This is a genomic window from Streptomyces sp. NPDC093795 (assembly GCF_044764665.1).
GTDB lineage: Bacteria > Actinomycetota > Actinomycetes > Streptomycetales > Streptomycetaceae > Streptomyces.
This window is the reverse complement of record NZ_JBIWIO010000004.1, coordinates 419704-442643: the sequence shown is the minus strand read 5'-3', so window position 1 is coordinate 442643 and position 22940 is coordinate 419704. Positions and strand designations below refer to the sequence as shown.

The 22940-nt window shown below is 72.8% G+C and carries 19 protein-coding genes and 1 pseudogene; 9 read left to right on the top strand and 11 right to left on the bottom strand.

Annotation, left to right across the window (positions count from 1 at the left end; genetic code table 11):
• Window positions 1-66 precede the first annotated feature (66 nt).
• Both ACIRB7_RS14160 and ACIRB7_RS14155 read right to left on the bottom strand, forming a co-directional pair.
• Window positions 67-2244, bottom strand: coding sequence for a hypothetical protein (locus ACIRB7_RS14160; RefSeq protein ID WP_403597161.1), 2178 nt, complete (start codon window positions 2242-2244; stop codon window positions 67-69).
• A 52-nt stretch (window positions 2245-2296) separates the two neighbouring features.
• Window positions 2297-3253, bottom strand: a complete 957-nt coding sequence (locus ACIRB7_RS14155) for a LysR family transcriptional regulator (protein WP_403597158.1) — start codon at window positions 3251-3253, stop codon at window positions 2297-2299.
• A 96-nt stretch (window positions 3254-3349) separates the two neighbouring features.
• Between ACIRB7_RS14155 and ACIRB7_RS14150 the strand changes: the two genes are divergently transcribed.
• From ACIRB7_RS14150 to ACIRB7_RS14140, 3 genes are read left to right on the top strand one after another with little or no spacing between them, the layout of a single operon-like run.
• On the top strand, window positions 3350-4075 hold the full coding sequence (locus ACIRB7_RS14150) for a succinate dehydrogenase (RefSeq protein WP_403597155.1): 726 nt from the start codon (window positions 3350-3352) through the stop codon (window positions 4073-4075).
• 1 nt (window position 4076) lies between these two features.
• The gene (locus ACIRB7_RS14145) at window positions 4077-6023 is read left to right on the top strand and encodes a fumarate reductase/succinate dehydrogenase flavoprotein subunit (RefSeq protein WP_403597152.1); all 1947 of its coding nucleotides are present in this window, start codon (window positions 4077-4079) and stop codon (window positions 6021-6023) included.
• Entirely contained in the window at window positions 6020-6766 is a 747-nt protein-coding gene (locus tag ACIRB7_RS14140; protein WP_403597150.1) for a succinate dehydrogenase/fumarate reductase iron-sulfur subunit, read from the top strand. Before ACIRB7_RS14145 ends, ACIRB7_RS14140 begins: the two co-directional genes overlap by 4 nt.
• A gap of 11 nt (window positions 6767-6777) precedes the next feature.
• Here the strand turns inward: ACIRB7_RS14140 and ACIRB7_RS14135 are convergent, their stop codons facing one another.
• Both ACIRB7_RS14135 and ACIRB7_RS14130 read right to left on the bottom strand, forming a co-directional pair.
• Complete coding sequence (locus ACIRB7_RS14135) at window positions 6778-7062, bottom strand: hypothetical protein (protein WP_403597147.1); 285 nt, start codon at window positions 7060-7062, stop codon at window positions 6778-6780.
• 238 nt (window positions 7063-7300) lie between these two features.
• Window positions 7301-8971: pseudogene (locus tag ACIRB7_RS14130) on the bottom strand (protein kinase); the annotation flags it as partial.
• 347 nt (window positions 8972-9318) lie between these two features.
• Here ACIRB7_RS14130 and ACIRB7_RS14125 point away from each other — a divergent pair.
• Together ACIRB7_RS14125 and ACIRB7_RS14120 are read left to right on the top strand one after the other, a co-directional pair.
• Window positions 9319-9723, top strand: a complete 405-nt coding sequence (locus tag ACIRB7_RS14125; RefSeq protein ID WP_403597144.1) for a tyrosinase cofactor — start codon at window positions 9319-9321, stop codon at window positions 9721-9723.
• A 23-nt stretch (window positions 9724-9746) separates the two neighbouring features.
• Window positions 9747-10574, top strand: a complete 828-nt coding sequence (locus ACIRB7_RS14120; RefSeq protein WP_403597141.1) for a tyrosinase family protein — start codon at window positions 9747-9749, stop codon at window positions 10572-10574.
• Between the two features lie 21 nt (window positions 10575-10595).
• Here ACIRB7_RS14120 and ACIRB7_RS14115 read toward each other — a convergent pair whose 3' ends face one another.
• Together ACIRB7_RS14115 and ACIRB7_RS14110 are read right to left on the bottom strand one after the other, a co-directional pair.
• The gene (locus ACIRB7_RS14115; protein ID WP_403597139.1) at window positions 10596-12962 is read right to left on the bottom strand and encodes an ATP-binding cassette domain-containing protein; all 2367 of its coding nucleotides are present in this window, start codon (window positions 12960-12962) and stop codon (window positions 10596-10598) included.
• A gap of 69 nt (window positions 12963-13031) precedes the next feature.
• Window positions 13032-14051 carry an MsnO8 family LLM class oxidoreductase gene (locus ACIRB7_RS14110; RefSeq protein WP_403597136.1) on the bottom strand — a complete coding sequence of 340 codons (1020 nt, stop codon included), beginning with the start codon at window positions 14049-14051 and terminating at the stop codon, window positions 13032-13034.
• Window positions 14052-14354: 303 nt separating this feature from the next.
• Between ACIRB7_RS14110 and ACIRB7_RS14105 the strand changes: the two genes are divergently transcribed.
• Entirely contained in the window at window positions 14355-14843 is a 489-nt protein-coding gene (locus ACIRB7_RS14105) for a hypothetical protein (protein ID WP_403597133.1), read from the top strand.
• A gap of 39 nt (window positions 14844-14882) precedes the next feature.
• Here the strand turns inward: ACIRB7_RS14105 and ACIRB7_RS14100 are convergent, their stop codons facing one another.
• Window positions 14883-15098, bottom strand: a complete 216-nt coding sequence (locus ACIRB7_RS14100) for a dodecin (protein WP_189833900.1) — start codon at window positions 15096-15098, stop codon at window positions 14883-14885.
• 304 nt (window positions 15099-15402) lie between these two features.
• Here ACIRB7_RS14100 and ACIRB7_RS14095 point away from each other — a divergent pair, with 304 nt between their 5' ends.
• From ACIRB7_RS14095 to ACIRB7_RS14085, 3 genes are all read left to right on the top strand, one after another.
• Complete coding sequence (locus ACIRB7_RS14095; RefSeq protein WP_403597130.1) at window positions 15403-16653, top strand: extracellular solute-binding protein; 1251 nt, start codon at window positions 15403-15405, stop codon at window positions 16651-16653.
• Between the two features lie 135 nt (window positions 16654-16788).
• The gene (locus tag ACIRB7_RS14090) at window positions 16789-17676 is read left to right on the top strand and encodes a GNAT family N-acetyltransferase (RefSeq protein WP_403597127.1); all 888 of its coding nucleotides are present in this window, start codon (window positions 16789-16791) and stop codon (window positions 17674-17676) included.
• Window positions 17673-18704: a lysophospholipid acyltransferase family protein gene (locus ACIRB7_RS14085; protein ID WP_403597125.1), complete on the top strand. Its 1032-nt coding sequence runs from the start codon at window positions 17673-17675 to the stop codon at window positions 18702-18704. Before ACIRB7_RS14090 ends, ACIRB7_RS14085 begins: the two co-directional genes overlap by 4 nt.
• On the opposite strand, the gene egtD is transcribed toward ACIRB7_RS14085, so the two are convergent.
• From egtD to egtA, 4 genes are read right to left on the bottom strand one after another with little or no spacing between them, the layout of a single operon-like run.
• Window positions 18599-19564, bottom strand: a complete 966-nt coding sequence (gene egtD, locus ACIRB7_RS14080) for an L-histidine N(alpha)-methyltransferase (protein ID WP_403597122.1) — start codon at window positions 19562-19564, stop codon at window positions 18599-18601. The genes ACIRB7_RS14085 and egtD overlap by 106 nt on opposite strands.
• Window positions 19561-20313 carry an ergothioneine biosynthesis protein EgtC gene (egtC, locus tag ACIRB7_RS14075; protein WP_403597120.1) on the bottom strand — a complete coding sequence of 251 codons (753 nt, stop codon included), beginning with the start codon at window positions 20311-20313 and terminating at the stop codon, window positions 19561-19563. Before egtC ends, egtD begins: the two co-directional genes overlap by 4 nt.
• Window positions 20313-21656 (bottom strand): ergothioneine biosynthesis protein EgtB, encoded by a 1344-nt coding sequence (egtB, locus tag ACIRB7_RS14070; protein ID WP_403597117.1) that lies wholly within the window; start codon window positions 21654-21656, stop codon window positions 20313-20315. Before egtB ends, egtC begins: the two co-directional genes overlap by 1 nt.
• Complete coding sequence (egtA, locus tag ACIRB7_RS14065) at window positions 21653-22912, bottom strand: ergothioneine biosynthesis glutamate--cysteine ligase EgtA (RefSeq protein ID WP_403597114.1); 1260 nt, start codon at window positions 22910-22912, stop codon at window positions 21653-21655. The genes egtB and egtA overlap by 4 nt, the downstream gene beginning before the upstream one ends.
• Between the last annotated feature and the right edge of the window lie 28 nt (window positions 22913-22940).

Sequence of the window (22940 nt, the reverse complement as noted above, 5' to 3'; positions counted from 1 at the left end):
GAGGCTATTTCAAGGAGTGGTAGAAGGAAGCCTCTCCATGGCCTCGCCCCGGAACGACCGTAGCATTCAGGCGGGCAGCAGGTCGCGGAGATTTTCCGGGGTGAACACCCGCGAACCGGGGGCGAGTCCCTCCGGCTGCTCCAGACCGATGTACGTGACCGGGGCGTCCGGCACCGTCCGGCCGTCCCACCACGTCGTCTCGGCCCCCGACTGCTCCATCAGCGCCACCAAGTGACGGACCGTCAGATGGGTGCGTGCCATCAGACCACGCATCACGACCGCGATCGTCACCCGGTGCCCCTCGACCTGGTTCGCCGAGGGTGCTCCCCTCAGGTACAGGTGCAGCCGGTGCGCGTGCCAGCGGCCCTCGGCGTCCCGCCGGAAGGCGAGCGGCAGCGCCACCCGGCCGGGGCCCCGCAGGTCCGACTTCATCCGCACGGTACGCGGCTCGAAAGGCCGGCCCCGCTGCTCGCCCTCGCGGAGCATGAAGCCGAAGAAGCCCTCCGCCACCTCGTCGAAGCCCTCACCCGAGAAGACGTGCACCTGCGGGACGATGTACGTGCCCCGTACCGCGCCGAGCCGCAGGTCGATGAACTCCGAGGCCCCGTCCGGCGCTTCGGTGATGTCACCCGAGTGCCGGCCCTCGACGTCGGTCAGGGCCGTGTACGACAGCCACGTCACCGTCGCGTAGGCCTCGTCCAGGACCAGTGCCGACAGATCGAGGTCCGTCGTCCGCTGCGCCTGGCGCCAGTACGTGAAGAAGCGCAGCAGTTCCCCCTCGACCGGCGAGACCGATCCGCGCGGTAGCACGCCGAGCCCCGCCGAGGCCGCGCGGCCGCTCAGCGGCAGCGCCACGTCCAGGACGTCGGGGTCGATCAACAGGCTTCCCGGAAGCGGGAGTCGGCGCCGGGTCTCGGCATCGAGGACCGCGATGAGCCGCTCCCGGTCGGCGTCCTCAAGCGGCGGACGCGTGTCGTCGGCGACCCACGCCTTGGCCTCCCGGTTCACGAACACCCGGCGCTCCCCGCCGCTCACGCCGGCGCGGTTCTGGACGTGCTCGCGCACCGACAGGACGACCCGGCCCGACACCTCGGGCGCGGCCCGCTCGACGGCCGCGAGGACCGCCTCCCGCTCCTTGCCCCCGCTCGCGCCGCGCAGAAGCCGGTCCAGGGCCCGGAACAGGCGCCCCGGAGCGTGGGAGGCCAGCAGCTCCGCCGCGCCCGCGACCTCGCCCCGGGCGAGCAGCTCCTCCACGCGGCTGTCGAACGACGGCACCTTCCGCTCGCCGCGCGCCACGGCGAACACCTCGGCGGCGTGCGGCCAGTGCGGGTACTCGTGGGGGTGCAGCCGCTCACCGAGCCGCTTCCACATCTCCCCGTGCGCGGACACGTCCGACAGCTTCGCCGGGGTCGCGGCCACGACCGCGTCGAGTCCCGCGAGCAGGGCACGGCGGTGGGGGCGGGAGAGCGCGCGGAACCGGGTGGGCTCGCGCAGGGTGACATCGCCGTCCGCGAGGGCGCAGGCCAGCCGCAGGACGTCGGTCACGGTGTCGAACAGCGGCGTGGCGCCCACCCGCAGCCGGGCCTGGTTGACGACGGCGCGGTTCTCCCGGACCGGGATCTCCTCGGGCTGGGGGCCGTCCGCGGCGTGCTCGGCCAGCTCCGCCAGATCGCGCAGGTGCTCCTCGCCGAGCGGGGTCGTGCCGCCGGCCAGGGCCAGATAGAGCGCGGTGACCTCGGCGTCCGCGTCCGCGCCGAGGTGCAGCACGGTCAGCCGGTCGCCGGCCGCCGCGATCAGCTCGTCGTGCGCGGCGAGCATCTCATCGTACGTGTGGCGGTAGGTGCCGTACGAGGGGAGGGTCAGCAGGTCGAGGACGTCGGCGCGCAGCTGGTCGACCACGCCGGCGCGGGTGCCATCGTCGGCGAGCGCCTCGGCCACGCACTCCCGCCAGAAGTCGAGCGTGTCCGGCACGTTGGCCGGGAAGTCGACGAAGTAGACGTTGTGCCGTACGTGGTCGCCGACGAGTTCGCGGACGGTGGCGAGGGTACGGACGGCGGTCCCGACGACGGTCGCCTCGGCGAGCCCCGACAGACGCTCCAGAAGCCCGGCCGAGAGCTTGAACCCGGCCGTCATCAGTGCGGCGTCGAACCGGCGCGCGGCGGCGGCCCCGTCACCGGCCGGACCGGTGGGGGAGGGGAGACGGTAGGTGTGCCGGACGACCAGGCGTTCGAGAGCGTGGACCATGGGTGCATGCTCGCAGCCGCCGACGACATGTCGCACGCGGATTTACCGGGATTCAGGAGCAGTCAGGAGGAGCGGACGGGCCGGGGCTACGACCGGCTCGGTCGACGTCCACCGCCCGGTCCGGGCCGCCCCGACGCGAGGCGAGCAGCATCCGCTGGAGTTCCCGCGCCGCCCTCGGGGGAGCCACGTCGCTGCGGTGGGCCAGGGCGATCGTCCGGCGCAGGCCCGGCCGGGCGAGTGCGGTCACCCTCAGGTCCCGGCCCGCCCGCGCCGCCACCATCGCGGGGACGACCGCGAGCCCGAGCCCGGCCCGTACGAAACCGAGCACCGCGTCCAGCTCGCCGCCCTCGACCGTGAACGTCGGCTCGAACCCCTCCGCCCGGCAGGCCGCCACGGTCAGTTCCCGCAGGTCGTAGCCGTGCCGGAACATCACGAGCGGCTGGTCCCTGAGGTCCGTGACCCGCACCGGGCGGCGCGGCGCCGGAGCCGAGGCGGATGAGACGACCACCAGGTCCTCCCGGAGCAGCTCGACCGTCGTCAGGGCCGGCGACGGGGTCGGCAGCGGCAGCACCACGAGCGCCAGGTCGAGCGCCCCGCGTGCCAGCTCCCGTACGAGATCGTGCGAGCCGCCCTCCTCGATCAGGAGCTCGATCCCGGGGTGCAGGTCGTGGAAGGCCCGCAGTACGTCCGGAAGGAGCCCGGTGCACAGGCTCGGGGTCGCGCCGAGCCGCACCCGGCCCCGCTTCAGCTGGGCCAGCTCCTGCACCTCGATCCGCGCCGTCTCGGTGTCGGCGAGGATCCGGCGCGCGAGCGGCAGCAGGGCCTCACCCGCGTCGGTGAGCGTGATGTTGCCCCGGGCGCGGCTGAACAGCTCGGCGCCCAACTCCTGTTCCAGGGACTTGATCTGCTGGGAGAGCGAGGGCTGCGAGACATGGACGCGCTCGGCGGCCCGGGTGAAGTGACGGGTCTCGGCGACGGCCACGAAGTAGAGGAGCTGCTGGAACTGCATGAGCCCAGCGTAGGCGAGATGAATAGGCAGCGCCTATCGAGATCAGCCGGACCATGTCTTGGACCTCTCGGGCCCTCCGGCCCTAGCGTCATGGGCATGGCTCTGGCACCCCCGAGGGACCGGACGACGGGCCGCCCGCCGTCCCCCACCCCGTCACGCGGATTCCTGTCATCGACCCTCGGCAAGAAGACGGTCATGGCAGTCAGCGGGCTGCTCATGCTCGGCTACCTCGTCGCGCACGTCGCAGGCAACCTCAAGGTCTTCTTCGGTCCCGAGGAGTTCAACGCCTACGGCCACTGGCTGCGGGTCATGGGCGCTCCCGTCCTGCACCACGAGTGGGCGCTCTGGCTCGTCCGGATCGTGCTCCTCACCGCCGTCGTGGCCCACGCCGTCTGCGCGTACCAGCTCAGCCGCCGCGACCTGAAGGCCCGCCCCACCGCGTACGTCCACCGCCGCCGGCGCGCCTCCTACGCCACCCGCACCATGCGCTGGGGCGGGATCATCCTCGCCCTCTTCATCGTCTGGCACGTCCTCGACCTGACCACCGGCACCGTCCACCCCGGCGGCTTCGAGGAGGGCAAGCCGTACCAGAACGTCGTCGACACCTTCTCCACCTGGTACGGCAACGTCATCTACATCGTCGCCATGCTCGCCGTCGGCCTCCACGTCCGCCACGGCTTCTGGAGCGCCGCCCAGACCCTCGGCGTCGGCAGCGCCCGCCGCGAACGCCTTCTCAGGGTCCTCGCGAACGGCCTCGCGCTCGGCCTGACCGTGGGCTTCATCTCCGTACCCGTAGCCGTCATGACCGGAGTGGTGGGCTGACATGAGCTTCCTCGACTATTCGACCGGTGAGCCGGTCGTCGACCACAAGGCCCCCGCGGGACCCGTCGCCGAACGCTGGGACACCCGCCGCTTCCAGGCCAAGCTGGTCAACCCCGCCAACCGCCGCAAGCACCGGATCATCGTCGTCGGCACCGGCCTCGCCGGCGGCTCCGCCGGCGCCACCCTCGCCGAACAGGGCTACCACGTCGTCCAGTTCTGCTTCCAGGACTCCCCGCGCCGCGCCCACTCCATCGCCGCCCAGGGCGGCATCAACGCCGCCAAGAACTACCGCAACGACGGCGACTCCATCCACCGCCTCTTCTACGACACCGTCAAGGGCGGCGACTTCCGCGCCCGCGAGTCGAACGTCCACCGCCTCGCGCAGATCTCCGTCGAGATCATCGACCAGTGCGTCGCCCAGGGCGTTCCCTTCGCCCGCGAGTACGGCGGACTCCTCGACACCCGTTCCTTCGGCGGCGTCCAGGTGTCCCGTACGTTCTACGCCCGGGGCCAGACCGGCCAGCAGCTCCTTCTCGGCGCCTACCAGGCACTGTCCCGGCAGATCGCCGCCGGAAACGTCGAGATGCACGCCCGTACGGAGATGCTCGACCTGGTCGTCGTCGACGGGCGGGCCCGCGGCATCGTCGCCCGCGACCTGATCACCGGCGAGATCTCCACCCACTACGCGGACGCCGTCGTCCTCGCCAGCGGCGGCTACGGCAACGTCTTCTACCTCTCCACCAACGCGATGAACTCCAACGCCACCGCCGTCTGGCGGGCCCACCGGCGCGGCGCGTACTTCGCCAACCCCTGCTTCACCCAGATCCACCCCACCTGCATCCCGCGCACCGGCGACCACCAGTCCAAGCTGACCCTGATGAGCGAGTCGCTGCGCAACGACGGCCGCATCTGGGTCCCCAAGGCCAAGGGCGACACCCGCCCCGCCGCCGACATCCCCGAGGACGAGCGCGACTACTACCTGGAGCGGATCTACCCCTCCTTCGGCAACCTCGTCCCCCGTGACATCGCCTCCCGCGCCGCGAAGAACGTCTGCGACGAGGGCCGTGGCGTCGGCCCCGGCGGCCAGGGCGTCTACCTCGACTTCGCCGACGCGATCCGCCGCATGGGCCGGACGGCGGTCGAGGAGAAGTACGGCAACCTCTTCGACATGTACGAGCGGATCACCGCGGAGAACCCGTACGAGGTCCCCATGCGGATCTACCCCGCCGTCCACTACACGATGGGCGGACTCTGGGTCGACTACGACCTCCAGACCACCGTTCCCGGCCTCTTCGCCATCGGCGAGGCCAACTTCTCCGACCACGGGGCCAACCGGCTCGGCGCCTCCGCCCTCATGCAGGGCCTCGCCGACGGCTACTTCGTCCTTCCCGCCACCATCAACGACTACCTCGCCCGCCACCCGCACGCCGAACCGGTCACCGACGACCACCCGGCGGTACGGGAGGTGCTCGCCGAGACCGAGGACCGGCTCCACCTCCTCCTCTCCGTGAACGGCGACCGGACCCCCGACTCCTTCCACCGCGAACTCGGCGAACTCATGTGGGAGTACTGCGGGATGGCCCGCACGGACGAGGGCCTCAGGAAAGCCCTGCGACGCATCCCCGAGATCCGCGAGGAGTTCTGGAGCCGTATCAAGGTCCCCGGGACGGGCACGGAGTTCAACCAGTCCCTGGAGAAGGCCAACCGCATCGTCGACTACCTCGAACTCGCCGAGCTGATGTGCCTCGACGCGCTCCACCGGGCCGAGTCGTGCGGCGGCCACTTCCGCGAGGAGCACCGGACGCCGGACGGCGAAGCCGCCCGCCGAGACGAGGAGTTCGCATACGCGGCGGCCTGGGAGTTCCGGGGCACCGACGACGCACCCGTCCTCCACAAGGAGGACCTCACCTTCGAGTACGTCCACCCCACCCAGCGGAGCTACGCATGAGGCTCACCCTGCGCGTCTGGCGCCAGCGCGACGCCGCCACCCCCGGCGCCATGTCCACCTACGACGTGGACGGCATCTCCGCCGACATGTCGTTCCTCGAGATGCTCGACACCCTCAACGAGGACCTCATCCTGCGCGGCGAGGACCCCGTGGCCTTCGACCACGACTGCCGCGAGGGCATCTGCGGCGCGTGCAGCCTCGTCATCGACGGCGAGGCCCACGGCCCCGAACGCACCACCACCTGCCAGCTCCACATGCGTTCCTTCCGCGACGGCGACACCATCGACGTCGAGCCCTGGCGCGCCTCCGCCTTCCCCGTCGTCAAGGACCTGGTCGTCGACCGCTCCGCCTTCGACCGGGTCATCCAGGCCGGCGGCTACATCACCGCGCCCACGGGCGCGGCCCCCGAGGCCCACGCCACCCCGGTCCCCAAGGCGGACGCGGACTCCGCCTTCGAGCACGCGGAGTGCATCGGCTGCGGCGCGTGCGTGGCGGCCTGCCCCAACGGCTCGGCGATGCTCTTCACGTCGGCCAAGATCAACCACCTGAACGTGCTGCCCCAGGGCTCCCCCGAACGCGAGACCAGGGTCCTCGACATGGTCGCCCAGATGGACGCGGAGGGCTTCGGCGGCTGCACCCTGACGGGGGAGTGCGCGACGGCCTGCCCGAAGGGGATCCCGCTGCCGTCGATCACGGCGATGAACAGGGAGTGGCTGCGGGCGCGGAGGAAGGTGAAGGGGTAGGGGCGGGGCGGTCAGACAGGTCCGGCGTACGGGTCGACGGATACCCAGCCCTGCTGCGTCTGGACGTAGAGCAGGCCACCCGCCACGATCGCCCCTGCGTTCATGCTGCCCGCCTGGGAGGCCGGGGAGGGCAATCCGAACCGGCTCACCACCAGGTGACGGGTCAGGTCGACCACGACGCCTGAGTCGTCGCAGACCACATAGGCTCGGCGGCCGGTCACGATCGGTGGCAGGGCCACGGCGTCGCAGGCGAAGCCCAACGGCACCTGCCAGGGGACGCCGCCTTCCCGCTGCACGTCGAACTCGGTCGACCGCCCCGGGGGTCGAGATCACCCCGTACACGCCCCGGGTGGAGGCCGTCAACGAGGCGATGTGCGGTACCGCGAGATCCAGGTAGGCGGCGTCGGCCCTGGCCCACTGCATGAGGTATCCGTCGCCGCGGGAGGTACGGCAGACGAGGAGACCGAAGCCGTCCCCGGCGTCCGACGGCACGACAGAGAGGCTCCAGGGCGCGCAGGGACGGGTGAGCTTCGTCGTGGCGGCGGTCCCGCCGTCGGTCGTGCGGAGGCTCAAGACGTGCCAGGCGTCTCCCCGGCCCTCCTCGACGGAGAGCACGTGCACCAGGTCGCCCGAGACCCGGACACGCGGGTAGCCGGTCCCGCGGGAGACTCCGGGCCGCCGCCAGCGCGGCTCTCCGGTCGAGGCGTCGAGGGCGATGACCGTTCCGTCCTGGCCCGTACCGTAGATGTTCCGGCCGTCGGTGGTGAGTTGACCGATGGTGTCCTCGTCCTCCCGCTCCCACACGGTGCGCCCGTCGGACAGCGCGAAGGCCAGCACCCCGCCGACGGACGAGACGGCGATCGTCTCCCCGACGACCGCGGGTGCGCCGTCGTGCTCCACATCGGCCTGCTTCGACCAAAGGGTCCGCCCGGTGGCGGCGTCGATCCGGGACACGTCCGAGCGCCCCGACGTGTCACCCGGGGCCACACAGATCAGCGAGGCGGCCGCGAAGACGCACGCCCCTCCGTCCGAGCCGGCGGCCCACGGCCGCCAGCCCTGCGGCCGGCGGTCGGGCGAGTCGGCGTAGGTGTGCGCATTGCCGGAATCCCCGCCGTACACGGGGCTGTACGAGGTCGCGTCCGCCAGCACGGCGGCGTTCGGCACCGTGCCCGTCCCCGGCGGCGTGGAGGCCGACGCGGACGCGCCGGCGCCCTCCGGAGACCTGGGGCGTGTCCCGTCCGGCCACAGCACGTATGCTCCGGCGCCCGCCACCAGCGCCACCGCCGTGGCCAGGGCCACCAGTAAGGGGCGTCGGGGGATCCGCCGACGGGTGCGCGGGGCCTCCGTGGGCACAGGGGGTTCCACGGTGGCACGCCGCCCCGGACGCGCCCCCCACTCCTCCTCCGGCGCCGACCGGAACGCCGCAAGCAGGTCCTCGGGCCCCGGCCTCTCCGCCGGTTCCTTCGCCAGGCACCACTGCACGATCTCCCGTACCGTCCCCGAGAGTTCCGCCACGTCCGGTGGCTCGTGGACCACGTTGTACGCCGTCATGTACGGGCTGCCGCCGTCGAACGGGCCCCGGCCCGTCGTCGCGTACACCAGCACCGCGCCCAGCGAGAAGACGTCCGACGCCGCCGTCACCCGGTGCGGGGCCGAGAGCTGTTCAGGGGACATGAAGGGCGGCGTGCCGAGGATGCGGCCGGTGACGGTCAGGGTCTGGTGGTCGGGCGCGCGGGAGATACCGAAGTCGATGACGCGGGGCCCGTCCTCCGTCAGGAGGACGTTGTCGGGCTTGAGGTCGCGGTGGATCACCCGCACCTGGTGCAGCTCCCGGAGAGCTTCGACGAGTCCCACCGCGACGAGACGCAACTCCGCCCCGGAGAGCGGCCCTTCGGACTCGACCCGGTCGCGCAGGGTGTGCCCGGGGACGTAGGCCGTCGCCATCCACGGCCGCTCCGCGTCGGGGTCCGCGTCGACCACGGGGGCGGTGAAGGCTCCGCTGACCCGGCGGGCCGCCCGTACCTCCTGCCGGAAGCGGGTACGGAACTCCGCGTCGGCGGCGAACTGTTCGTGCACGATCTTCAGCGCCACGGCCCGCCCCGATTCGGCCTGCGCCAGGAAGACCGTGCCCATGCCGCCGGCTCCCAGCCGGTCGAGGAGCTCGTAACCGCCGATCCGGCGTGGATCGCTGTCCCGCAGTGCCACGTCGTCCCCGTCCCCCGGTCTCGTGTGCGAGAGAGCGTACCGGGCGCGCGGCGGAGTGCGGATCAGGACAGAATTCCCACGTGGGCGCCGCCACACTTCGCACCCCGGTTCGAAAGATCCTCCACGAAAAGATCATCTTCTCCGTAGAATCTTCGCTCCGAGGTGCCGTGGTCCGGCCGGACGGGAAGATCAACTCCGTTCAAATCTGTACTTTACGTGGCAAGTTGACCACTTCGCAGCCAACCGGCCGCCAGCGATTTCCGCCGCGCCGATACCCCCGGGTACTGATGACCCCTGCCGGGGGCATATGACCAAACCCCCGGTCGCACAGACCACTTGGGGGTTCCATGTCCAGCATCACCCGCCGCCGGGCTCTCGGCGTCGCGGCAGGCGCCGCGGGCGCCGTCGCCGTCCTCGCCCGGACAGGGCCGGCCGCGGCCGCCGCTCCCCGCGCCGCCGCCCCGGCGGCCGGTCCCGACCCCGCCTCCTTCGACGAGGTCTACCAGGGCCGCCGCATCAAGGGCGGACCCTCGCACGGGGGCGGTCACCACGGGGGACAGGAAGGGGGACACCACGGAGGCGGCTACGCCGTGACGATCGACGGTCAGGAACTGCACGTCATGCGGAACGCCGACGGCACCTGGATCAGCGTGATCAACCACTACGAGCCGGTCACCACGCCCAAGGCGCTGGCCCGCGCGGCCGTCCGCGAACTCCAGGGCGCCCCGCTCGTACCCCTCACCCTCGCCTGACCGACCAGGAGCAGCACACCGTCATGACCGTACGCAAGAACCAGGCCACCCTCACCGCCGACGAGAAGCGGCGCTTCGTCGATGCCCTCCTGGAGCTCAAGCGCTCCGGGCGGTACGACACCTTCGTCACCACGCACAACGCCTTCATCATGAGCGACACCGACACCGGCGACCGCGTCGGCCACCGGTCGCCGTCGTTCCTGCCCTGGCACCGGCGCTTCCTCATCGAGTTCGAGGAGGCGCTGCGGTCCGTCGACCCGACCGTCACCCTGCCCTACTGGGACTGGACGGCCGACCGCACCGCCCGCTCCTCGCTCTGGGCGCCCGACTTCCTCGGCGGCACCGGGCGCGTCCGCGACGGCCAGGTCACGGACGGCCCGTTCGCCCGGAGCGGCAACCGCTGGACGATCAGCGTCCGGGTCGACGGGCGCGACTACCTCCGGCGCGACCTCGGCGCCGGCGGCCGACGGCTCCCCACCCGCGCGGAGGTCGACTCCGTCCTCGCCATGGAGACGTACGACACCGCCCCCTGGAACAGCTCGTCCGACGGCTTCCGCAACCACCTGGAAGGCTGGCGCGGAGTGAACCTCCACAACCGCGTCCACGTCTGGGTCGGCGGCCAGATGGGCACCGGAGTCTCCCCCAACGACCCCGTGTTCTGGCTGCACCACGCCTTCGTCGACAAGCTGTGGGCCGACTGGCAGGCCCTCCACCCCCGGTCCACGTACCTGCCGGCAGCGGGCACCGCGAACGTCGTCGACCTCGGCGACACCATGCGCCCGTGGAACGACGTGACCCCGGCGGACATGCTGGACCACACCCGCCACTACACCTTCGACACGGCGGCCTGATCCGGCCTGACCCGGCCTGAACTACGAGGCGCCCTCCAGTGACCGGGCCAGATACGGCGCGGTGCGGCTGTCCGCCGCCCGCGCCACCCGGTCCGGGGGCCCCGCCGCCACGATCCGGCCACCCTCGTCGCCGCCGCCCGGCCCGAGGTCGACGACCCAGTCGGCGGTGGCGACGACGTCCATGTCGTGCTCGACGACGATGACCGAGTGCCCGGCGTCCACGAGGCCGTGGAGCTGGCGCATCAGGACCTCGACGTCCGCCGGGTGCAGCCCGGTCGTCGGCTCGTCGAGCACGTACAGGGTGGGGGAGCGGTGCGGCCGCTGGAGCTCCGAGGCGAGCTTGATGCGCTGCGCCTCGCCGCCGGACAGCTCGGTCGCCGGCTGTCCGAGCCGCAGGTACCCGAGGCCCACGTCGAGCAGGGTGCGCAGGCTCCGGGCGGCGGCCGGGGTGTCGTCGAAGAACGCGGCGGCGGACTCGACGGTCAGGTCAAGGACCTCGGCGATGGTGAGCCCCCGCAGCCGCACCTCCAGGGTCTCGGGGTTGTAGCGGGCGCCGTGGCAGTCGGGACAGGGCGCGTACGTACTGGGCAGGAAGAGCAGCTCCACCGACACGAAGCCCTCGCCCTGACAGGTCTCGCAGCGGCCGCCCGGCACGTTGAAGGAGAAGCGCCCCGCCTTGTAGCCGCGCGCCCGCGCCTCCTCGGTCTCCGTGAACAGCTTGCGCACGACGTCGAAGAGACCCGTGTACGTGGCGAGGTTGGAGCGCGGAGTCCGGCCGATCGGACGCTGATCGACCGTCACGAGCCTCTCCACGCCGGAGAGTTCCTCGGTCAGCGCGCCGACGAGCGTGGACTTCCCGGAGCCGGAGACGCCCGTGACGGCGGTCAGGACGCCGACCGGGAAGGCCGCGTCGACCGCCCGCAGGTTGTGCCGGGTGACCGGCCCCGTGCGCAGCCACCCGGCCGGCTCCCGCACCTCCCGAGCCGGTGCGGGCGCCCGGTCGAAGAGGTAACGCCGGGTCGCGGACGCCTCGACGTCCGCGAGCCCGTCCGGCGGGCCGCTGTGCAGCACCCGTCCGCCGTGGACCCCGGCGTGCGGACCGACGTCCACCAGCCAGTCGGCGTGCCGGATGACATCGAGGTGGTGCTCGACGACGAAGACGGAGTTCCCGGAGGCCTTGAGCCGGTCGAGGACCACGAGCAGGGCCTCGGTGTCGGCCGGGTGCAGTCCCGCCGACGGCTCGTCGAGGACGTACACGACACCGAAGAGCCCCGAGCGCAGCTGGGTGGCGAGGCGCAGCCGCTGGAGTTCGCCGTTGGAGAGGGTGGGGGTGGCACGGTCCGGACTGAGGTAGCCCAGGCCGAGTTCGGTCACCGTCGCGATCCGGGCGACGAGATCGTCGGTGAGGACGCGCGCGGTTGCCGTACCCTCCGTGGCGTCCTCCGTGGCCGTTTTCGTGAGGAGCTCGGACAGGGCGGTCAGCGGCAGGGAGGCGAGATCGGCGATGGTCCGGCCCGCGAAGGTCACCGCGAGCGCCTCGGGACGCAGCCGGCCGCCGCCGCAGGCCGGGCAGGGGGAGCTGGTGAGGAAACGCTCCGCCTTGGTGCGCAGGGTCGGGCTCTTCGAGTCGGAGAAGGTCCGCAGGACGTAGCGCCGTGCGCTCATGTACGTGCCCTGGTAAGGGCGTTGGATACGGTCGGCGTCCCGTACCGGATGGACGGTGACGACCGGCTGCTCGTCCGTGAAGAGGATCCACTCCCGGTCCTTCGCGTCGAGTTCGCGCCACGGCCGGTCGACGTCGTATCCGAGGGTGTCGAGGACGTCCCGTAGGTTCTTGCCCTGCCAGGCGCCCGGCCAGGCGGCGATGGCGCCCTGACGGATCGACAGATCGGGGTCGGGCACGAGGAGTTCCTCGCTCGTGTCATGGACGCGGCCGAGACCCTGGCACGAAGGGCAGGCGCCCGCCGCCGTGTTGGGGGAGAAGGCGTCGGAGTCGAGCCGCTCGGCGCCCTCCGGGTAGTGACCGGCCCGCGAGAACAGCATGCGCAGCGAGTTGGAGAGGGTGGTCACGGTGCCGACGGAGGAGCGGGCGTTCGGCGAGGACCTGCGCTGTTCGAGGGAGACGGCCGGAGGCAGCCCGGTGATCTCCCCGACCGCCGGCGCCCCCACCTGGTGGATCAGCCGCCGCGCGTACGGGGCCACCGACTCGAAGTAGCGCCGCTGCGCCTCCGCGTAGATCGTTCCGAAGGCCAGGGACGACTTGCCGGAGCCGGAGACACCGGTGAAGACGACGAGCGCGTCACGGGGGATGTCGACGTCGACCCCGGCGAGATTGTGCTCACGGGCACCGCGGACACGGACGTACGGATCGTGGAGGGTCTCCTGCATGGGATGATTTTATCCAATGGGGCAGGTTTGCCCTGATCGGGGGGCGGGTGGGGGCGGGCGGTGCTGTGGTCAGGCCGCCCGGAGCTCCAGGCCCACCGCGTGGGCCAGTCTCCGGTACGACTCGCTCAGCGCCGCCCGGTCGTACGTGCTCGTGGTGACGAGGACCTCCTGTGCCCCGGTCTCCCTCACGGCCTGGCCCAGCGCCTCCGCCACCTGCTCCTCCGTGCCGTGCACATGGCCGCGCAGCCCCGACTCGTAGAAGCCGCGCTGCTTCTTCGTCATCGTCAGCCCCTCGACCCGCTCGGGTGGGACGAGCGGCGGGAAGACCCCCTGGGTGCGGGAGTACGCGAGGGACCAGGCCTCCGGGACCAGCAGCCGCCGGGCCTCCGCCTCCGTCGCGGCCACCGCGACCGTCCCGGCGACGATCACGTACGGCTCGGCGGCCCACGGGGAGGGGCGGAAACCGGAACGGTACGTGTCGACGGCGGCGAGCAGCCGGTCGCGCCCCCGCAGGTCGCCGATGACCAGCGGCAGCCCCGCCGCCGCGGCGATCGCCGCGCCCTCGCCGGTCGCCAGGACGAAGGGCGGCACCCGCAGGCCCTCCGCGGGCCGGGCGTGCACCTGCGGATGCGCGGTCTGCTCGCCGGTGAACCAGCCGAGGAGTTCCGTCAGCTGCTCCCCGAAACGGTCCGCGTCGTCCTTGTCCCGCCCGAGGGCCCGGCGGATGCCGTCGGTGAAGCCGACCGAGCGGCCGACGCCCATGTCGATCCGGCCGGGGAAGAGGGACTCCAGGACGCCGAACTGCTCGGCCACGACGAGGGGCTGGTGGTTGGGGAGCATCACCCCGCCCGTGCCGACGCGGATGCCGGAGGTGGCGGCGGCCACGGCGGCGGCGAGGACCGTCGGCGCGGAGCCGGCGACCCCGGGCACGCTGTGGTGCTCCGACACCCAGAAGCGGTGGTAGCCGAGGGCCTCGACCTCCCGCGCGAGGCGCACGGTGTCGCGCAGCGCCTGGGGGACGCCCTCGCCCTCCCGGGTGCGGGAGCGGTCGAGGACGGAGAAGCGGATGCCGTCGGGAAAGGTGTTCACAAGGGGTTCAACGCCGGGGGCGGGGAGGGATTCCCGAAGCGGGACGTGCGGCGCGCGTGGGCCACGGGGCGCACCGGGGGTGGGCGACGGGGCCGCACCGGGCGTGCGCCCGCGGGACCGAACCGCGCGTGCGCCACGGAGCCGCCTCGCGCGGGATGCCACGGGACCGCACCGTGCGGGCGCCACGGACCACGCTGCTCGGGCGCGCCGGGGCCGCACCGCGCGTGCGTCACGGGACCGCACCGCGCGAGCCCCGTGGGACCGCCGACGCGCCTCCGTCGCCGCGGCTCCTACGCTGGGGCCGTGACAGCCGACCACCGGCCCCTGGCCGTCTTCGACCTCGACAACACGCTCGCCGCCACCGCGCACCGCCAGCACTTCCTGGAGCGGCGCCCCAAGGACTGGGACGCCTTCTTCGCGGCGGCGCCCGACGATCCGCCGCTCGACGCCGGCATCGCGCTGTGCCGCGAGGCGGCGGAGGAGTGCGACATCGTCTACCTCACCGGACGCCCGGAGCGCTGCCGCCGGGACACTCTGGACTGGCTGGCCGCGCACGCGCTCCCGGAGGGGCCGTTGCACATGCGTCGTCACCGCGACTTCCGTCCCGCCCGGGTGACCAAGGTGGAGATCCTGCGCCGGCTCGGCGCCGACCGCCCGGTCAGGATGCTCGTCGACGACGACCCGCTGGTCTGCGACGCGGCCGAGACGGCCGGGTTCCGTGTCGTACGCGCCCTGTGGGCGACCCCGTCGCAGGAGCTGAGGGACGCCCAGGAGAAGGAGGGCCGGACCTGATCGGAGGCGTACGCCGGCCCGGCCTCTCAGGCCTCGCGCTCAGGCCTCGTCCTCCAGGCGGAACCCGACCTTCAGCCCGACCTGGTAGTGCTCGATCGCGCCGTCGACGATATGGCCGCGGACCTGTGTCACCTCGAACCAGTCGAGGCCCCTCAGCGTCTGGGACGCGCGGTTGATGCCGTTGCGGATGGCCTCGTCGACGCCCTCGGTGGACGTGCCGACGATCTCGGTGACGCGGTACGTGTGGTTCGACATGGGGGCCGGACTCCTCTCGCTGCGTTCCCTCCACCGTGCCCCAGGCCGCGTCGCCGCGCGACACGGCGGGGGCCGGGCGGCCGACGGATCCGTCGACGCGAGGTGACCGACCGGTACTTACCGACGGTAAGGGAATAGATGGGTCGACGGAGGTGCGGAACGGGATGGTCAAGGACTTGACCATCCCGTTGGTCCAGACCAGAATCCAGGCCACATACCCGCGCGAACAACCCGTTCGGTCCCCCCATGCCGGGTCAGCCCCCATGCCGCACGACCCTGTGCTGAACCGCAGAAGGTGACCCACGTGAAGAACCGCCATCTCGCCTGCCCCCTGGCAGCCGTCACCGCGCTCGCCCTCGCCGGCTGCGGGATGCTGCCCGGCAGCGGCGGCCGGACGAAGACCGTCGACATCTGGCTCATGCGGGACAGCGTCAGCGAGGACTTCCTCACCCGCTTCACCGAGGCGTACGAGGAGGAGCACGACGGCGTCGAACTCGAGGTCACCATCCAGGAGTGGACCGGCATCGGGAAGAAGGTCACCGAGGCGATCCAGGGCGGGGGCGGACCCGACGTCATCGAGGTCGGCAACACCCAGGTCGCCCAGTACGCCGACACCGAGAAGCTGTTCGACCTCACCCTGGAGTCCGTCCGCGACCTCGGCAGCGAGGACTGGCTGCCCGGCCTCGCCGAGCCCGGCAGGATCGGCGGATCCCAGTACGGCGTTCCCTGGTACGCGGCGAACCGCATCGTCATCTACAACAAGAGCCTCTTCCGGGAGGCCGGGATCAGCGGGCCGCCGGCCGACCGCGCCGAATGGCTCGCCGCCACCGAGAAGCTCGACCGCGGCCGCTCCCAGGGCATCTACCTCGCAGGCCAGGACTGGTACACCCTCTCCGGCTTCATCTGGGAGGAAGGTGGCGAACTCGCCGTCGACAAGGGCGGCGAGTGGACCGGAGCCCTCGGCAGCCCCGAGGCCCAGCGCGGAATGGCCTTCTACAAGGAGCTCCAGTCCCTCGGCGAGGGCCCCAAGAACGCCGACGAGCAGAACCCGCCGCAGGCCGAGGTCTTCGCCCGGGGCGACGTGGCCCAGGTCATCGCCACGCCCAGCGCCGTCGCCGCGATCCTCAAGGCCAACCCGGAGCTCGACGGCAAGCTGGGCTACTTCCCGATCCCGGGCAAGAAGGCCGGTCAGCCCTGTGCCGTCTTCACCGGCGGCTCCGACCTCATCATCCCGGAGAACGCCCCCGACCGAGGTGCCGCCATCGACGTCGTCAAGGCGCTGGCCGGCGAGAAGTGGCAGACCGAACTCGCCAGGACCATGGGCTACGTGCCCAACAAGAAGGGGCTCGCCTCCGTCGTCGCGGGCCAGGAGGCCACCTCCGTCATGGCCGAGGGCGCCGCGCGCGGCCGCGCCACCCCCAACTCCCCGCAGTGGGCGAACGTCGAGGCCGACAACCCCATCAAGCCGTACATGACGGCCGTCCTCCAGGGCGAGGACCCGGCGCAGGCGGCGAAGCGGGCCTCGGCCGCGATCACGGACACCCTCGCCGAATAGCATTCAGCGTGTCCACACCCGCGGTCCTCCGGACGGTCACGTCGAATCCAGCCGGTCACGGAAGAAGTAAGGAGCCGGGCCACCGCTCACGGCCCGCTCCGCCCCTTCCCCTTCCGTACGCCGGAGGAGCCCGACATGGCCGCACTGACCCCCACGCTCGCCGTCCCCACCCAGCCGCAACCCGACGCCCGGCTTCAGGTCCCCGCCCAGCCGCAGGCCCCCGCCCAGCTTCACCTCCCCGCCCAGCCGCAGCCCGTCGCCGAGCAGCCCGCCTCCCTCGCCGAGGAGCCCACGCCCCGGTACGTCGTCGAGATCGCCACGCGCCAGGAGGACGTGCGCGCCGCCCAGCGGCTGCGCCACCAGGTGTTCGCCGGCGAACTCGGCGCGCAGCTCGACGGCCCCGAGCCCGGCCTCGACACCGACGCGTTCGACGCGTACTGCGACCACCTCCTCGTACGGGAGGAGGGCACCGGCGAGGTCGTCGGCACCTACCGCATCCTGCCGCCCGACCGGGCCGCCGTCGCCGGACGCCTCTACTCCGAGAGCGAGTTCGACCTCACCCGGCTCGCCCCCCTCCGGCACGACCTGGTGGAGGTCGGCCGTTCCTGCGTCCACCCCGCCCACCGCAACGGCGCCGTCATCGCCCTCATCTGGGCCGGCCTCGCCCGCTACATGACCCGCACCGGCCACAACTGGCTCGCCGGCTGCTGCTCCCTCCCGATCGCCGACGGCGGCACCCTCGCCGCCGCCACCTGGGACACCGTCAAGGCCAAGCACCTCGCCCCCGAGGAGTACTGGGTCACCCCGCACAAGCTCTGGAGCCCCGACGGCATCACCCGCCCCGAGGGCCGCACCGAGCTCCCGCCGCTGCTTCGCGGCTACATCCGGCTCGGCGCCTGGGTGTGCGGCGCCCCCGCGCACGACCCCGCCTTCGGCGTCGCCGACCTCTACGTCCTGCTGTCCCTGCGCCGGACCAACCCGCGCTACCTCAAGCACTTCCTCTCGCTCGCCCCGGCACGGTGAACGGGACCACGGCCCTCTCGCCGTGGCTCCCCACGGCGCCCTGCACCCCGGGCCACTGCGCCGCCCACCCGGAGACCTTCCACCGGGCCGGGGCGGCCGCCGCCGGGGCCGTCCGGGCCTCGGTCCGGCTGGCCGCCGGCCTCGTCACCGTCCTCCTCGGTCTCCTGCTCGCCCCCGCCACCGGCCTCCTCCCCGCCGCCCACCGGCTCGCCCTCGTCCGGCACTGGCTGCGGGCGGTGGTCCGCGCCTTCGGCGTGCGCGTCCGGTACGAGGGAGCGCCCGCCGCCACCGGCCCGCTCCTCGTCGTCGCCAACCACGTCTCCTGGCTCGACATCCCGCTGATCGCGGCCGTACTCCCCGGCCGCATGGTCGCCAAGGCGGAGGTGCGCCGCTGGCCCGTCCTCGGCACGCTGGCCGCGCTCGGCGGCACCCTCTTCATCGACCGGGACGGCCTCAGGGCCCTGCCCGGCACCGTCCACGCCATGACCGTGGTGCTCGCGGGCGGCGGCCGGGTGATCGTCTTCCCCGAGGGCTCCACCTGGTGCGGGCGGGCCGGCGGACGCTTCCGGCCGGCCGCGTTCCAGGCCGCCCTGGACGCCGGATGCGCCGTGCAGCCGGTACGGATCGACTACCGGCCCACGGACTCCGCCGCGTACGTCGGGGACGACCTGCTCGGCGCCTCCCTGTGGCGGGTCGTCACGACCCGCCACCTCACCGCCGTCGTCCGGATGCCGGAGCCCCTCCCGGTTCTCCGGCACCCGGACCGCCGCGCCCTGGCGGCCGCCGCCGAGCAGACCGTCACGCAGCGGGCCGTTACTCCGCTGCCCGTCACCCAGCGCGCCCTCGCTCATCAGCCCGTCACTCAACGGCCCGCCACTCCTCAGCCCGTCACTCGGCGGGCCGCGGCTCAGCAGGTCGTCTCTCAGCGCGCCGTCGCCAACGACAGCGCGAACCTGCCCTCACTGTCGGTCCACCAGCGCTCCAGGTCGAGGCCCTCCTCCGCCAGCTCGGCCCGTACACCCGCCTGACGGAACTTCGCGGACACCTCCGTCCGCATCTCCTCGCCCGCCGCGAAGGGCACCACGAGGTCCAGTTCGGGGATCTTCACGGTGAGCGCGCGGCGGGCCCGCAGCCGCATCTCGATCCACTCCCGCTCGCCGTCCCACACCGCCACGTGGTCGAAGGCGTCCGGGTCGAAGTCCGCGCCCAGCTCACGGTCGATCACCGAGAGGACGTTCTTGTTGAACGCGGCCGTCACTCCCGCCGAGTCGTCGTACGCGGCCACGAGCGTCGCCTCGTCCTTCACCAGGTCCGTGCCGAGCAGCAGCGCGTCGCCCGGCGTGAGCATCGCCCGCACCGAACGCAGGAACGTCCGCCGCTCGCTCGGCAGCAGGTTGCCGATGGTGCCGCCGAGGAAGGCCACCAGGCGTGGCCCCGGCGACCCGGGCAGGGCGAGACCTCTGGTGAAGTCCGCGACCAGAGCGTGCACCTTCAGCTCCGGCCGCTCGGCCAGCAAGGACTCGGCCGCCCCGGTCAGCGCAGACTCGCTCACGTCCACGGGTACGTAGTCGTCGAGGCCGGGCAGCAGCGCGTCGATCAGGAACCGTGTCTTCTCGGAGGAACCGGAACCCAGCTCCACCAGGGTCCTGGCCCCGGTGGCGGCGGCGATCTCCGGCGCCCGCTCCTTCAGGATCTCCCGCTCGGCCCGCGTCGGGTAGTACTCGGGCAGCCGCGTGATCTCCTCGAAGAGCTCGCTGCCCCTGGCGTCGTAGAACCACTTCGGCGGCAGCTCCTTGACGGAGCGGGTCAGGCCGTGGAGGACGTCGGCACGCAGATCGGCGCCGGCGGCGTCGGGGGCGAGGGTACGGGTCAGCTGGAACGGGCTCACGCGGACGGCTCCTTGAGCGGGGTGAGGGTGACATCGGCGCGGGTGGCGGTCACGAGCGTGTGCTCGGGCACCTCCCGCCACCGGGCGTCGTCGTCGTACGGTTCGGAGGCCACGACCACCCGGTCGGGGCCCTTCAGGTACCAGAGGCCGTTCCCCCAGGTGGTCGCGGCGATCTGGACACCGTCGGTGACCAGGAGGTTCAGCCGGGATCCCGGGGCCGCCGCGGCGGCCTCCCGGACCGTGTCCGCCAGGGCGGGACCCGGCGCGTCACCGGCCCGCAGCCGGTGCAGTACGAGCGCCCAGAGCAGCGCCGAGTCGGTGCGCGCCTCGACCCGGAGCAGTTCACCGGCCGACAGCGAACCGGCGAGCCCCACAAGGGAGTCGGGCCAGCCCTCGACGGCGCCGTTGTGGCTGAACAGCCAGGGCCCGGCGCCGAACGGCGCCGCCGCGGCCTCCCCGTCCGCGCCCGGCAGTGTCGCCCCCCGGACCGCCCCGAGCAGTGCCCCTGAGCGCACCACCCGGGCGAGGTCCGCGAACGACAGGTCGCCCCAGATGGGGGCCGCCCGCCGGTACCGGGCGGGCACCGGATCCCCCTCGGCGTACCAGCCCACCCCGAAGCCGTCGGCGTTCACCACACCGCTGCTCTGGGTACGGGGCTCCCACGACTGGCGCAGCAGGGCGTGCTCCGGCCGGACGAGCAGCTCGCCGAGCGCCACCGGCTCGCCCAGGTAGGCGACATGACGGCACATCAGTCGAGCTCCGCGCTGCGTGCCGTACGGAAACCGGAGAAGATCTGGCGCCGCACCGGCAGGTCCCAGTTGCGGAAGGTGCCCCGGCAGGCGACCGGGTCCACGGCGAACGAACCGCCGCGCAGCACCTTGTGCTCCGGCCCGAAGAACACCTCCGAGTACTCCTTGTACGGGAAGGCCGTGAAGCCCGGGTACGGCAGGAAGTCGCTCGCCGTCCACTCCCACACGTCACCGATCAGCTGCCGTACGCCGAGCGGCGAGGCGCCCTCCGGGTAGCTGCCCGCCGCCGCCGGCCGCAGATGCCGCTGCCCGAGGTTGGCGTGCTCGGGGCCCGGGTCCGCGTCCCCCCACGGGTAGCGGCGCGAACGCCCGGAGACCGGGTCCCACCGGGCGGCCTTCTCCCACTCGGCCTCGGTCGGCAGCCGCCGCCCCGCCCAGCGCGCGTAGGCGTCCGCCTCGTACCAGCTCACATGCAGGACGGGCTCCTCCTCCGGCACCGGCTCCGTCACCCCGAACCGGCGGCGCAGCCACTGCCCGCCGTCCTGGCGCCAGAACAGCGGCGCCACGATGCCGTGCTCCCGGATCTGCACCCACCCCTCGGCCCGCCACCAGCGCGCGTCCGTGTACCCGCCGTCGGCCATGAACGCCAGATAGGCGCCGATGGTGACGGGTGTCGTGTCGATGTGGAAGGCGGCCACGGACCGGGGGTGCGCCGGACGTTCGTTGTCCAGGGCCCACGGCTCGTCCGACGTACCCATGGTGAACGGGCCGCCGGGGACGAGGACTTCGGGGGGCAGCGGGCCGGCCGTCCGGACCGGCGGCGGGGGAGCGGTCAGGGCGACAGGTCCCTTCCGCAGCTGATGGGTGATCAGCATCGTCTCGTCGTGCTGCTGTTCGTGCTGGGCGACCATCCCGAAGGCGAACGCGGCGTCGAGCAGCGGCCGCCCCTCGAACGGGGTGCGCTCAAGGACGTCGAGGACCCGGAGCCGTACGTCCGCCGCGTAGGCGCGGGCCTCGCCCGGCGAGAGCAGCGGCAGCGAAGGACGGGTGGCGCGCGGATGCTCGAAGGCGTCGTACAGCGAGTCGATCTCGGGCCGCAGCGCCTCACGGCCCGCCACCGCCCGCCACAGCCACTGCTCCTCCTGGTTGCCGATGTGCGCCAGGTCCCAGACCAGCGGAGACATCAACGGCGAGTGCTGGGCGGTGAGGTCACCGTCCCCGACACAGGAGGTGAGCAGCGCCGTGCGCTCCCGCGCGGCCGTCAGGGCGCCGAGTGCCCGCCGCCGCAGGGCCTCCGGATCGAGATCCGTCCCCGTCCCCGTCCCCGTACCCGTGACCGTCATGACGCCACCACCTCGAAGTCGTCGGCCGGGCAGCTCCCGGGGATCACGTACCGCTCGTGGAAGGCGGCGACCTGCCGCCGCAGCTCCTCGTTCGCCCCGATCCGGGGCAGCGCCTCCAGGGCGGCCGAGAACACCGCGCGGGCGGCGGCGTGCAGCTCGGGATCGGCGAGACCGTCGCGGGCGGCCGCCAGCCAGAGCGGATTGCGCGGGGCGGGACCGGCACCGGCCCGCTCCGCGAGCGGCTTCACCGCCCGGTACACGCTCTCCGCCGCCTCCGGGTCGTCGAACACCGCCGTCGTCACCGCCACCGGCACCATCCAGCCGTCCCGTCCCGGCTGCGCGTCGACCATCCGCAGCTCCAGATGACCGCGAGGCCGCACCGGCGGGAAGAGCGTCGTCATGTGATAGCGCAGGTCGTCGGCGTCGGCCGGCCGGGGCAGGCCCGTGCGCAGCCAGTCACGGAAGGTCAGCCCCTCCGGCACCGTCCACGGCCCCTCGTCGGCCCGTACGCACATCACCGGCGTGTCCAGGACGTGCGCGGCCCACTCCGCGCGCGGTTCCCCGTCCGGCGGGGGCGCGAGCGCCCGCAGCGGGTCGAGGTCCGTCCACAGCGCCTGTCGCGTCGAGCGCCATCCGGTACGACGGCCGCCGTGTACGGGGGAGTTGGCGAACGCGGCCACGAGCACCGCGCCCACGAGATGCGCGAGCTGCCATCTCCGGTGGTAGCCCAGCGGGCCCGGCTCCTCGACGCCGGCGTCCAGACAGATCTGCACCGACGCCGATTCGCACATCATCGCCCGCCCGGCCGGACCCGTCCGGTCGAGGACGGCCTCCATGGCGTCGTACCGCGGCTCGTGGAGCACCCGGCCGCGCGGCGCGTGCCACGGGTCCACCCCGTAGCCGCTGAGGGTCAGACCGAGCGGTTCGAGGGCCGACCGCACCGCGCGCAGGTCCGAGGCGAGGGAGTCGAGACATTCCATGAGCGATCCGGCCGGGCGCGAGCTGAGCTCCAGCTGCCCGCCGGGTTCGAAGGTGAGCGACGACACCAGCGGCAGGGACCGCAGGCTGTCGATCGCCGCCGCGAGCCTCGGCGGCCGTACCGGAAGCCGGGGGTCACGCAGCTCGTGCACGAGCCATTCCAGCTCCACCCCCACGGTGCGGGGCGGGCCGGTCTTGAAGCAGATACATCGCAGCAGATCCTCCGCCTCACGCTCGGTGAGAGGGGGCCCACCGCGCGGTATGCCGCTCGACGACATCCGTACACCTCCTGGTCATCGGGACCGG

What these genes read in the sequence shown, in the direction of transcription:
- ACIRB7_RS14160 (WP_403597161.1), bottom strand. Translation starts at nt 2,244, where the DNA reads ATGGTCCACGCTCTCGAACGCCTGGTCGTCCGGCACACCTACCGTCTC.
- ACIRB7_RS14155 (WP_403597158.1), bottom strand. Translation starts at nt 3,253, where the DNA reads ATGCAGTTCCAGCAGCTCCTCTACTTCGTGGCCGTCGCCGAGACCCGT.
- ACIRB7_RS14150 (WP_403597155.1), top strand. Translation starts at nt 3,350, where the DNA reads ATGGCTCTGGCACCCCCGAGGGACCGGACGACGGGCCGCCCGCCGTCC.
- ACIRB7_RS14145 (WP_403597152.1), top strand. Translation starts at nt 4,077, where the DNA reads ATGAGCTTCCTCGACTATTCGACCGGTGAGCCGGTCGTCGACCACAAG.
- ACIRB7_RS14140 (WP_403597150.1), top strand. Translation starts at nt 6,020, where the DNA reads ATGAGGCTCACCCTGCGCGTCTGGCGCCAGCGCGACGCCGCCACCCCC.
- ACIRB7_RS14125 (WP_403597144.1), top strand. Translation starts at nt 9,319, where the DNA reads ATGTCCAGCATCACCCGCCGCCGGGCTCTCGGCGTCGCGGCAGGCGCC.
- ACIRB7_RS14120 (WP_403597141.1), top strand. Translation starts at nt 9,747, where the DNA reads ATGACCGTACGCAAGAACCAGGCCACCCTCACCGCCGACGAGAAGCGG.
- ACIRB7_RS14115 (WP_403597139.1), bottom strand. Translation starts at nt 12,962, where the DNA reads ATGCAGGAGACCCTCCACGATCCGTACGTCCGTGTCCGCGGTGCCCGT.
- ACIRB7_RS14100 (WP_189833900.1), bottom strand. Translation starts at nt 15,098, where the DNA reads ATGTCGAACCACACGTACCGCGTCACCGAGATCGTCGGCACGTCCACC.
- ACIRB7_RS14090 (WP_403597127.1), top strand. Translation starts at nt 16,789, where the DNA reads ATGGCCGCACTGACCCCCACGCTCGCCGTCCCCACCCAGCCGCAACCC.
- egtC (WP_403597120.1), bottom strand. Translation starts at nt 20,313, where the DNA reads ATGTGCCGTCATGTCGCCTACCTGGGCGAGCCGGTGGCGCTCGGCGAG.
- egtB (WP_403597117.1), bottom strand. Translation starts at nt 21,656, where the DNA reads ATGACGGTCACGGGTACGGGGACGGGGACGGGGACGGATCTCGATCCG.
- egtA (WP_403597114.1), bottom strand. Translation starts at nt 22,912, where the DNA reads ATGTCGTCGAGCGGCATACCGCGCGGTGGGCCCCCTCTCACCGAGCGT.